The organism is Baaleninema sp., from assembly GCF_049974805.1.
Taxonomy (GTDB): Bacteria; Cyanobacteriota; Cyanobacteriia; order Cyanobacteriales; family Geitlerinemataceae; genus Baaleninema.
The window spans coordinates 44,689-55,702 of the sequence record NZ_JBNGCO010000017.1 but is presented as its reverse complement, the minus strand read 5'-3'; the positions used below and the strand labels follow the sequence as shown (position 1 = coordinate 55,702).

Annotated in this window: 8 protein-coding genes; 4 read left to right on the top strand and 4 right to left on the bottom strand. The window is 51.7% G+C overall.

The window, feature by feature from the left end; translation table 11 throughout:
• Positions 1–126 precede the first annotated feature (126 nt).
• The gene (ppsA, locus tag ACP5D4_RS05545; RefSeq protein ID WP_428010634.1) at positions 127–2,514 is read right to left on the bottom strand and encodes a phosphoenolpyruvate synthase; all 2,388 of its coding nucleotides are present in this window, start codon (positions 2,512–2,514) and stop codon (positions 127–129) included.
• A gap of 265 nt (positions 2,515–2,779) precedes the next feature.
• The gene (locus tag ACP5D4_RS05540) at positions 2,780–4,333 is read right to left on the bottom strand and encodes a BON domain-containing protein (protein WP_428010633.1); all 1,554 of its coding nucleotides are present in this window, start codon (positions 4,331–4,333) and stop codon (positions 2,780–2,782) included.
• 381 nt (positions 4,334–4,714) lie between these two features.
• Between ACP5D4_RS05540 and glgA the strand changes: the two genes are divergently transcribed.
• Positions 4,715–6,190, top strand: a complete 1,476-nt coding sequence (glgA, locus tag ACP5D4_RS05535) for a glycogen synthase GlgA (RefSeq protein WP_428010632.1) — start codon at positions 4,715–4,717, stop codon at positions 6,188–6,190.
• Positions 6,191–6,289: 99 nt separating this feature from the next.
• On the opposite strand, the gene ACP5D4_RS05530 is transcribed toward glgA, so the two are convergent.
• On the bottom strand, positions 6,290–8,530 hold the full coding sequence (locus ACP5D4_RS05530) for a glycoside hydrolase (protein WP_428010631.1): 2,241 nt from the start codon (positions 8,528–8,530) through the stop codon (positions 6,290–6,292).
• A gap of 149 nt (positions 8,531–8,679) precedes the next feature.
• Positions 8,680–8,919, bottom strand: a complete 240-nt coding sequence (locus ACP5D4_RS05525; protein ID WP_428010630.1) for a NifU family protein — start codon at positions 8,917–8,919, stop codon at positions 8,680–8,682.
• Between the two features lie 148 nt (positions 8,920–9,067).
• On the opposite strand from ACP5D4_RS05525, the gene ACP5D4_RS05520 reads away from it, so the two are divergent.
• The 3 genes from ACP5D4_RS05520 (at position 9,068) to ACP5D4_RS05510 (ending at position 10,867) form a co-directional block, all read left to right on the top strand.
• Positions 9,068–9,646 carry a rhomboid family intramembrane serine protease gene (locus tag ACP5D4_RS05520; protein WP_428010629.1) on the top strand — a complete coding sequence of 193 codons (579 nt, stop codon included), beginning with the start codon at positions 9,068–9,070 and terminating at the stop codon, positions 9,644–9,646.
• Positions 9,647–9,655: 9 nt separating this feature from the next.
• A complete protein-coding gene (locus tag ACP5D4_RS05515; RefSeq protein ID WP_428010628.1) occupies positions 9,656–9,934 on the top strand; it encodes a TIGR02450 family Trp-rich protein in 279 nt (92 codons plus the stop codon).
• A 120-nt stretch (positions 9,935–10,054) separates the two neighbouring features.
• Complete coding sequence (locus ACP5D4_RS05510; protein ID WP_428010627.1) at positions 10,055–10,867, top strand: DNA adenine methylase; 813 nt, start codon at positions 10,055–10,057, stop codon at positions 10,865–10,867.
• The last annotated feature ends 147 nt before the right edge of the window (positions 10,868–11,014 follow it).

Here is an 11,014-nt window from a genome sequence, read left to right as displayed (position 1 = left end):
TTAATACGGCGATATCTTTTCTAACAAGGGTTTCAGGACTTTTCTGCACCACTAATATCCCGACATTGACCGGCTCGATCGACGCAACCGAAAACACCCATCTTTTCGATAAAATAGGTTTCCCCATTAACGCTGTTTTTCCATGCGGGCGACGCGCTGTTTCACCGCCACCACACTGTCAGGATTGAGGGAAATCGAATCGATTCCGACACTGACGAGAAACGCGGCAAAATCCGGATAGTCGCTGGGGGCTTGTCCGCAAATTCCCACTTTTCGATCGAACTGATGGGCGGTTTCAATCAGGCGTCGCACGTTACGTTTAACGGCGGGATGGCGTTCGTCGAACAAATGCGCCAATTCCGAAGAATCGCGATCGACCCCCAACACCAACTGCGTCAAATCGTTACTTCCAATGGAAAAACCGTCGAATCGCTGGCAAAATTCGTCCGCCAGTTCCACGTTCGCGGGAATCTCGCACATAACATAGACTTGCAATCCCTTTTCGCCCCGTTTCAAACCGTTTTCTGCCATCACCTCCAACACGCGATCGGCTTCTTCTGGAGTCCGACAAAAGGGAATCATCACCAGCACGTTATCTAAACCGATAGATTCGCGCACTCGTTCGATGGCGCGACATTCTAAAGCGAACCCTTCCCGGTATCGATCGCTGTAATACCGAGACGCGCCGCGAAATCCCAACATGGGATTGGCTTCCTCCGGTTCAAACTGCGCCCCGCCGATTAAATCGGCGTATTCGTTGGTTTTAAAATCGCTCATACGGACGATCGCAGGATGGGGATATTGCGCGGCCGCAATTTTAGCAATTCCCCGCGCCAAACGTTCCACGAAATACTCAGTTTTGTCCGGGTATCCCCGGGTCAGTTCTTCAATTTGCTTCCGCGCCGCTTCGTCTTCCAACTCGTCGAACTTCACCAACGCCATCGGGTGAATTTTCACGATGTTATTGACGATAAATTCCATCCTCGCCAAACCGATGCCTTCCGTGGGGAGTTTCCACCAGCGAAACGCCGCGTCGGGAGAGGCGATGTTCGTCATAATTTGAGTTTCCGTCTGGGGAATCTCGTCGAGATCGACTTCCTCCGCCTCAAAATCGAGACATCCCTCGTAAATGTAGCCGCGATCGCCCTCCGCGCAAGAGGTGGTAATTTCCCGTCCGTCGTCGAGGCGGTCCGTGGCGTTTCCCGTTCCCACGATCGCCGGAATTCCCAACTCGCGACTGACGATGGCGGCGTGACAGGTGCGTCCGCCGCGATCGGTGACAATGGCTTTAGCATGTTTCATCACCGGAACCCAGTCGGGATCGGTCATTCCGGTGACGAGAATCGAGTCGTCTTCAAAGCGATCGATCTCCTCAGCCTCTTGAATACAGCAAACTTTCCCGGCGGCGATGGCGTCGCCGATACTCACCCCAGACAACAGGGTTTCGCCATCTTCCTTCAACTGATAGGTTTTGAGGGATTCCGCTGCTTTCTGCGATTGGACGGTTTCCGGACGCGCCTGAACGATATATAACTCGTCCGTTTCGCCGTCTTTCGCCCATTCAATATCCATCGGTTTGTCGTAGTGAGATTCGATGGACTTCACCCACCGCGCCAGTTCGACAATTTCCTCGTCCTCGAGAACGAAGCGATCGCGTTCCGATTTCGTGGTTTCGATGTTTCGCGTGGTTTGAGAGCCACCTTTGGCGTAAATCAGTTTTCGTTCTTTTGTTCCCCGTTTTTTCTCTAAAATGGGTTTTAAATTCGGATCGTCTAACAACGGTTTAAAAACGCGAAACTCGTCCGGCGTGACGCTTCCGCTGACGACGTTTTCTCCGAGTCCCCAAGCGCCATCGATGAGGACGACATGGGGAAATCCGGTATCGGTATCGAGGGAAAACGCCACGCCTGCCGAAGCTTTATCCGATCGCACCATTTTTTGGACGCCTACCGATAAAGCAACTTTCATGTGGTCGAAGCCCTGAGTTTCCCGGTAACTGATGGCGCGATCGGTAAATAGCGAAGCGTAACATTTACGACAGGCGTCGAGAACTTCGTCGTCTCCCGTTAAGTTGAGAAACGTCTCTTGTTGTCCGGCAAAACTGGCTTCGGGAAGGTCTTCGGCGGTGGCGCTACTACGGGCGGCTACGTCCACTTCCTCGGTATTGTACTGTTGGCTGAGTTCGTGATAAGCTTTGCATATTTCTGTCTCGATATCGTCGGGGAATTCCGCGTTGCAAAACAGTCGGCGGATGGCTTTTCCGACTTTGTCGAGGGGTTTGCGTTCCTCGTGTAATTTGTCGAGTTCCCCTTGGATTTGATCGACCAAATCGTTGGCGTCGAGAAACCGTCGATAGGCGTCGGCGGTGGTAGCGAAACCGTCGGGAACGCGAATTCCCCGTTCTTGCAGGGTTTGAATCATTTCGCCGAGGGAAGCGTTTTTCCCGCCGACGATCGACACATCGTTAGAATCGAGCGTTTGGAATTTGCGGATATAGGGATTTGGGTTCGTCATGGTTAAATCGATCGATTGGGTTTTGGTTGGAATAGAAAATACAATAGAAGAGTCAGAAATAAATTCAAAATTAGTCAATTTGATTGCTTTTTTAGCTCTCATTTTTATATTTATTTTATGGTTTTAATACCACAGAAATACAGAGAAAACAGAGCAGTTTGGGGACAAAAATAATTGGTATCAGTTCCGTATTTCTGTCTTTGTATCCTCCGAATTTCTGTGGCAATAGTCAAGACTTAAAGCCTAGTTTAATCTGTTTTTTAAATTAATTATTCCCGGGAATTTCGAGATTATTGATAACCTCTTTCGCCCCAGCTTCGTAGGCTTCTTCTGTCGCTTGCATCTTTTCAAACTGGCTGTCTACTTGTCCGGTTAGCATGACGATGCCGTTGTTTGCAGAGACTTCGACATCTTGATATTCCACCATCGGCGACCAAATCATTTGATTTTCGATATCCTCGACCAGTTCGGGATCGGACTTGGTGACGATCGCCACATCGTAATCCATCAAAATCGGATTCCAATCGTAAAAATAGGTATCGTAACTGAGGAGTTCGTAATCGACTTCAATGTCGTTAATTACCGAGACGACGCCTTCAGACAACGCAGCTAAATCCCCCGCTTCCCACTTCTCGAAATAGGAATCGACGACGCCGTTGAGGGTGACAATACCATCGCTGACCGATATTTCAACATCCTCCGCTTCCAGATAGGGATCGCGGCGCAACGAGGCTTTGATATTTTGCGAAATTTCAGAATCTGCCGGACGCGCTTCCGGTTCGACGTTGATATTGTTTTCCACTTGCCAAATGCCCATCGTATTGCTGGCATCTTGGGCGGCGGCGCGTTTAGCTTTGAGGTTGTCTACGGTTCCGGCGAGGGTGGCGACGCCGTTATCGACGGCCACGGCGATGTTAAAGGAAGAGACGCGAGGATCGTAAAGTAAGGCGTCGTCGATGGCCGCTTCGATTTCGCTGTCGGTGGCGTTGGTAAACGTAGAGTCCCGGGTCATGGTGTCTCGCGCCCAGGCTTCCACTTGCAGTTGTTCGATATCCACGGCGTCGACGCCGGCCACGTAGGCTTTGGCTTCGGCGAGGGATTTTTCAAAGGCACTGCCCACGGCACCGCTGAGGACGACGCGATCGCCGTTTTCCACCGATACGTCGATCGAACCGCTATCGATGCGAACGTCCCATTGCAACGCCTGTCTGACTTCTTCGGCAATTTCACCAGCGGCGCGGGTGTCGGCGGGGTCGATGCGGACGTTGTTCTCGATGTCCGTTAAGCCTTCAACGCCTTTGACGACGCGGGAAACGAGCTGTTTTTCTTGCCAGGATTCCACGGTTCCCCCCAACATGGCGGTACCGTCTTCGACGTCTACGGTGATTTCCCAGGCTTCCGTGGCGGGATCGGCTCTCAGGGCAGCTTGCACGTCTGACACGAGTGCGTCGTTGCTGATTTCGGGGGGTTGCACTTCGATGTTGTTGACGACGGCGCGAACCCCTTTAGTCATTTCAGCGATGCGTTTGGCGCGATCGAACGCCAGTAGGTTGTCCACGGTTCCTGAGAGGGTGACGATTCCTTCGTCCGTTTCCACGAGAATATCGGAAGCGGTCAGGCCGCGGGCGACGCGATACTCGACTTCGATGGCGTTGGTAATTTCACTGTCGTTGGCCGCAGCGTCGGACAGATCGCTGACGGTGCTGTTGGTGGTAACGGCGTCGGGACTGTCGGTTTCGGGGGTCGATCGCTGACATCCGGTCACGGTCAATACGGTAACGACCGTTGCCGCCAGTGGAAAGGTTTTTAGAGATTTCATGGTTCGTTCGATCGTCGAGTCAACATCAAGCTTGTTGGGAGGAGGACGAGACTGATTGAAGCGAGAACACCTCGTTCCGTCGTGGGGATAAAGGTAGGGAAAGATGCGATCGCAAGGGCTGACTTAACGATCGCACCTTTCTACAGACCCCACACCCTCACTCTAAAAAACCCACCACAAACCCACGTCTACCAAAAGAAAGACTGTATTCTCGTTCGATCGAGATAGATGGGGGAATCAACCCAGACAGAATCGGACAATCGCCGGATTCAAGCAAATTGCAAAGAAATGTATCGTTTGGGTAAAAATCTGTTACTGTTGCAAGCAAACAGAGTAACGCTACCGATCGCGTCAACGAAGAGGTTAAAAAAGAGGTCAATAATGCGAATTCTATTTGTCGCGGCAGAAGCAGCCCCCCTAGCCAAAGTCGGCGGAATGGGCGATGTTGTGGGCGCATTGCCCAAATACCTCCGGAAATTAGGACATGACGTTCGCGTCTTTATGCCCTACTACGGCTTTTTGCCCGACAAAATGGAAATTCCCCAAGACCCGATTTGGTGGGGAAATGCCATGTTTCAGTCCTTCGCTGTCTACGAAACGACACTTCCGAAAAGCGACGTTCCGCTTTACCTGTTCGGACATCCTTCGTTCATGCCCCGTCGCGTCTACTACGGAGACGATGAAGACTGGCGGTTCACCCTCTTCGCTAACGGAGCGGCAGAATTTTGCTGGAACTATTGGAAACCGGACATCATTCACTGTCACGACTGGCACACCGGGATGATTCCCGTCTGGATGAACCAGTCGCCGGACATTACCACCGTGTTTACGATTCATAACTTGGCCTATCAAGGACCCTGGCGTTGGTATCTCGATCGAATTACCTGGTGTCCTTGGTATATGCAAGGCCACAACACGATGGCAGCGGCAGTTCAGTTCGCCAATCGCGTCAACACAGTCTCTCCCACCTACGCCCAGCAAATCCAAACGGTGGAGTACGGAGAGAAAATCGAAGGATTGCTCTCCTTCATCAGCGGCAAACTCAGCGGGATTCTCAACGGTATCGACACGGAAAGCTACGATCCCGAAACCGATCCCCATTTGGTGCAGAACTTCACCGCCGACACCATCGAAGATCGCAAAGCCAACAAAGTCGCCCTGCAAGAAGAACTCGGCTTGGAAGTCAACGCCGACACCTTCCTCATCGGTATGGTGACGCGACTCGTCGAACAAAAAGGCATCGATTTACTGCTGCAAATTCTCGATCGATTCATGGCGTACACCGATTGTCAGTTCGTGTTGCTGGGAACTGGCGAACGGTACTACGAGACGCAAATATGGCAACTCAGCACCCGCTATCCGGGGCGCATGGCCAGTTACTTACTCTATAACGACAGTCTCGCCCGTCGCATCTACGCCGGAAGCGACGCCTTTATGATGCCGAGTCGTTTCGAGCCTTGCGGTATCAGTCAAATGTTAGCGATGCGCTATGGTTGCGTTCCCATCGTCCGCCGCACTGGGGGATTAGTCGATACGGTATCTCACCACGATCCTATGGGCGAACAGGGGACGGGATTCTGTTTCGATCGATACGAACCTCTAGACTTGTACACCTGTCTGGTGCGAGCCTGGGAAGGCTTCCGCTACAAGGATCGCTGGCAAACCCTGCAACAGCGGGGAATGCGTCAAGATTTCAGTTGGGATCGATCGGCGTTAGACTACGACAACCTCTATCGCAGCATCTACGGACTTCCCCCGCGCACGATGGAAGATCTGGCCGCCGAACGAGCGGAGAAAGAGGAATCCGAAGCCCAAGCAGAATCAGAAACCAAAGAAGTCGCTGCTAAAGAATCATAGACGGTGTACATTGGTGGTGCGTGACGATTTCTTGGTCTCATTGCGACACCCGATTTTTCAAGTCACGCACCCTACCCGTCTGTTTCCTGTTCCCTTGGATTACGGCATCACCATCGGAATCAAACCGTTTTCGGGAATGTAATCTTGGAACCGCTCGTCTTCAGCGAGAACCGCCACCAAATGCAGGTTCCAATCCGGCTCGGTGGGTAAGTCCACCCAGGGAACGGCGATTTCCAAACATTTGTTCACGGCCACTTTGACGCGGCTTTTACTGGTACGCCAGCCATCGTGTTCGATGGACTGATTCATTTGGTACGACTGACTGATTAAATTCACTTCCAAATGAGTGGCGAAGCGATAGTTCAGCGGCGGCGCGTCCGGTAAATCCCGCAACGGCGCGGGACTGGTGTACATGGGGCGCTGGGGATAGTACCACAACAGATGCAACTCTGAGGGACAATCTTTCCCCGGTTCCACGCCTCGCTTGAAGTCCAAGCGGAGATAGAAGTTTAAGTGGTCTAATCCATACCACAACCGCTGTACGGGACTGCTGCGGTGCATGGTTCCCCGCGAGCCGCCCACGTCGATACGTCCGGCGTGGTCCCAATCCTGCTCGTCTCCCACGCCGTCGATGACGGGATGGATGAAACTTTGCGGGCGCATATCGCCTTTTTTCTCGTGGGCTTCCAGGGGATAGCGCACGTCGTCGGGAATGGGTTCGTTGAGGGCGTGGTAGAGGGCGCCGAGGTGTTCGCGGAACAGTCGATCGAAAATGGCGTCCTGTTCGGAGGAATGACCTTCGCCGAACCACCAGAACCAATCGGAGCCTTCGGCGGCGTAGAGAGCTTCCCAGGCTTCTGGGTTGTTTTCCTCGGTGGCTTCGGGATGGTTGGCCAGGGTTTGACGCGCTCGCGTCAGCATATCCCAGGCTTTGTTTTTGATGGGGTCGCCAATCCAAGTGGTGAAACTTCCATCGACCCAAGAGCCGCTGTGCAGTCGATCGCTCGGGAGGGTTTCGGTGGGGGGGAATCGATCGATAAAGTCCGAGACTGTCACCAGTTCGATCCCGTGATGGTGACTGAGAATCTGGTACAGGGATTCGAGGAAGGGTTTTCCGTCTTCTTTGTAAAACTCCCAGCAGTTTTCGCCGTCGAGGGCGATGGTGACGAGCCAGGGACGCTCTAAACCATCGCCTTCTTGTCGGTGTTTGAGCGATCGACCGATGGCTTCGAGGTGTCCCACCAAATCCGCAGCCGCTTCCTTCGGGGCCATCGACCCGTAAGTAAAGCCGATGAGGTCGGACAAACGGTGATCGCGGAACACGATCGCCAAATCTCCCGCATCGGTTTTCAGGCGATAGGGACGATACAACAACTCTGGCTCAAAAACATTTCCGTTACTGTCGCGGTGGAAGAAATGTTTCTTCGTCCAACCGAGAACCGCTTCGTCCGAACACAGCCAGTTAAAGCCTTGTTTGGCCACATCGTACAAAATCTCGGGACTCACCGATTGTTCGGAAGGCCACAAGCCGCGAGGTTCCCGTCCGAATCGATCGCAATAGAGTTTCCAAGCTTTATGTAAATGTCGCGGAATGTCTTCTTTCCACAAAAAGCGATTTTTGGGAAGTTCCATCTCCGGCACCGCCACCCGACCGGAATTCGTATCCGCCAACAGCGGTAAAATCGGGTGAGTGTAAGGTGTGGTGGTGACTTCGAGCTGTCCCGCCTCCTGCATCTTGCGGTGTTGCGGCACGATGCGCGAGATAATCTCTTTTTGCTTGGACAAGATGCGCTGTCGATCGCTGAGGCTGAAATCTCGTCCTTTTTTCAACCATCCCGCAATATCCGGGTCGTCCCAAAACAGCGGATCGATCCAAGCTAAATTGTGCCACGCCAGCAAGTCGCCGTAATCCCGCTCTTGCCAGTTGTCCAAACACCAAGCAATCCCCTTCTCGTGACGCTCCTCGAACAGTTCCCGATATCGCGGATGGGGGTCGATGAGGGTGTGGTGATTGGCATCGAAAAACCGCTCGAGAACGAAGTGTTTTCCCTTGAGATCGAGCTGGTCGGTCGGCGTCAGCAGCAGCTTAAGATAGGGGTCGAGAGCTTTTCCTTCGGCGTAATCCTCCAGTTGCAAAATCAGCGACGGGACTAAGTTAACCGTCTGGTGCAGCTTGGGATACTTTTCCAGTAACAGAACGAGGTCTAAATAGTCTTTCGTTCCGTGAAGGCGCACCCAGGGAAGGCGATACTGTTCCGAATCGGCGGAACTGGCGGCTCGACTTTTGTAGAGGGGTTGGTGCTGGTGCCAGATAAACGCGACGTAAAGCGGATGTGACATAATCCCGGTGAGTTGCTGTGAAGGATGGAACCCAAATTTATGTTACGTCGAAGCTATAGATAGTACAAAGCCGAGGGGGTACCCCTCGACTTTGACAATACGCGATCGCGTTGCGAGACCAATGCAACGAACGCGATTAAGTCACGCGATTACATCACCTGTTCGACTTCGGCGATTTCGGGGATGTACTCCCGCAGGCGGCGTTCGATACCCATTTTCAGCGTCATTGCCGAACTGGGGCAAGAGCCACAAGCCCCTTGCAGGCGCAGTTTGACGATAGGGCCGTCGATGTCCATCAGTTCGACGTTACCGCCGTCAGCCATCAGATAGGGGCGCAGTTCGTCTAAGACTTTTTCGACGTTTTCTTTAGTGAGTACGAGCGTCTCCATAGTGATGCCTCAGTAGGTGTGTCTGTCGGTTCAGATCGAGAACCGTTCGCATTTTCTCGATTGTACCGTTTTCGTCCCGTCCTTGCGGATCGATCGCCCTCGAGCAAACCTGCTACGCTGAGAAGAGAAAACAATCCTGCCCAGATCGATGAGTCAAGAAGACACTAAGGCGATCGCCCGAGAACTGAAACTCCACGCTGTCATTCTCGGCGGATTCGTCGCCGTGATGTGGGTTGAGGAAATTCTCGACCAATTCGTATTTGGCGGCCAACTCAACGCCTTCGGAATTTACCCCCGCGAACCGGACACCTTGCGGGGGATTTTGTTCATGCCCTTTCTGCACGGCAATTTCACCCACCTGATTTCCAATACTGTCCCCTTTCTCATCTTAGGATGGTTGGTGATGGTGCGGGGAATCCGCGATTTCTTTATCGTCACCGCCGCCGCTATGTTACTCGGCGGGGTGGGGGTGTGGCTGTTCGGCGCACCGGGCATTCACATCGGCGCCAGCGGTGTGGTATTCGGTTATTTGGGCTTTTTGCTGTTGCGCGGCTTGTTCGAGCGCAGTTTTCAATCGATCGCCCTGTCGCTCATGGTCGGATTTTTCTACGGTGGTCTAGTTGGGGGCATTTTGCCCGGACAACCGGGAATTTCCTGGGAAGGCCATCTCTTCGGTTTCCTCGGTGGAATTTTGGCCGCCAAGTATATCTCCCGCAGACCGCATTAATTTTTCAAAATGGGTAAGAAAAAACAGAAGTTTCCCCATTTGTTGGGGTCGAAATGGACGGCGGTGCAGAAAACTTGGGGCTGGCGACATTTTCAAGTGGTCAGTCGTAAAAACGAAGGCGGATTTGTCTTTGCGGAAATGATGGCCTCTTGCGATTCGCAAGTCCGGTTTTGGCTGAACGCGAAAACCCTCAAAAATCGCAGCCAATGGCGTCCGGGTTGGAAGTCGCTACAGGAACAGGAAGAACTGGAGATTCCCCCAGACGTGGAGGTTTTGGAAGAATGGTAGGGCGGCGATCGCGCTTTTTTTAGACCTCGACGATTCTCAAAATTTCTTCTCTGTGCTAGGATAACAAACCCGCAAGACCCTTTCCGATAAAACGACTTAAACTTTAATCTTAAAATTCCTATGTCTCGCTCTTCTTTAAAAACGTACAATAATCCTAAATCCTTAAAACCACCGCTCAAATGGGCGGGGGGAAAACGCTGGTTAGTGAAATACTTACAACCTTGGTGGGAAACCCATCAAGACAAGCGTTTAGTCGAGCCGTTTTGCGGCGGACTGGCTGTCACTTTGGGGTTAAGTCCCCAACAAGCCTTGCTCAACGATATTAATCCCCATCTCATTAACTTTTATACCTGGGTACAAAAAGGCTTAAAGCTCGAAATTCCCACTTGCAACGATAGCGAAGTGTACTATCAACATCGCGAACGCTTTAACGAACTCATCGAACAAAATGCCTACCACCAAAAAGAAGCCGCCGAAATTTTTTATTATTTAAACCGAAGCGGATTTAACGGGTTGTGTCGGTTTAACAAAAAGGGAAAGTTTAACGTTCCGTTTGGAAGGTATAAAACCATTAATTATATAGCTGACTTCAAAGATTATCAAGAGTTATTTGAAAATTGGGAATTTAAAAACCTTGATTTTGAAGAATTAGACATTGAAGATAGTGATTTCATCTATGCCGATCCCCCTTACGACGTGGACTTTCGGCAATATTCCAAAGATGGCTTTGACTGGGAGGATCAAGTACGTTTGGCGAACTGGCTGGCGGATCGATCGAATCCCGTCGTCACCTCCAACCAAGCCACTGCGAGAATTGTCGAACTGTATCGCAATTTAGGCTTTGAAATTAAAACGATCGACGCGCCCCGATTCATTAGTTGCAACGGCGATCGCACCCCTGCCAAAGAAATTTTAGCCTTCAAAAGGCTGTAAGTTAAAATCCCCCCAAGTTCCCCGAATCACAGAAACATCGACAACTGTCTTTTAGAGTTTAATTTTTATAACAAAAGCTTGCGGATTTTGCGATATTATTGTAAGTTGGCTAGAACGAAGTGAAACCCAACAGAGCCAACCCAATGG

Bases quoted from the DNA above. Each gene is read 5' to 3' on its own strand.
- ppsA (WP_428010634.1), bottom strand. From the start codon at position 2,514: ATGACGAACCCAAATCCCTATATCCGCAAATTCCAAACGCTCGATTCT.
- ACP5D4_RS05540 (WP_428010633.1), bottom strand. From the start codon at position 4,333: ATGAAATCTCTAAAAACCTTTCCACTGGCGGCAACGGTCGTTACCGTA.
- glgA (WP_428010632.1), top strand. From the start codon at position 4,715: ATGCGAATTCTATTTGTCGCGGCAGAAGCAGCCCCCCTAGCCAAAGTC.
- ACP5D4_RS05530 (WP_428010631.1), bottom strand. From the start codon at position 8,530: ATGTCACATCCGCTTTACGTCGCGTTTATCTGGCACCAGCACCAACCC.
- ACP5D4_RS05525 (WP_428010630.1), bottom strand. From the start codon at position 8,919: ATGGAGACGCTCGTACTCACTAAAGAAAACGTCGAAAAAGTCTTAGAC.
- ACP5D4_RS05520 (WP_428010629.1), top strand. From the start codon at position 9,068: ATGAGTCAAGAAGACACTAAGGCGATCGCCCGAGAACTGAAACTCCAC.
- ACP5D4_RS05515 (WP_428010628.1), top strand. From the start codon at position 9,656: ATGGGTAAGAAAAAACAGAAGTTTCCCCATTTGTTGGGGTCGAAATGG.
- ACP5D4_RS05510 (WP_428010627.1), top strand. From the start codon at position 10,055: ATGTCTCGCTCTTCTTTAAAAACGTACAATAATCCTAAATCCTTAAAA.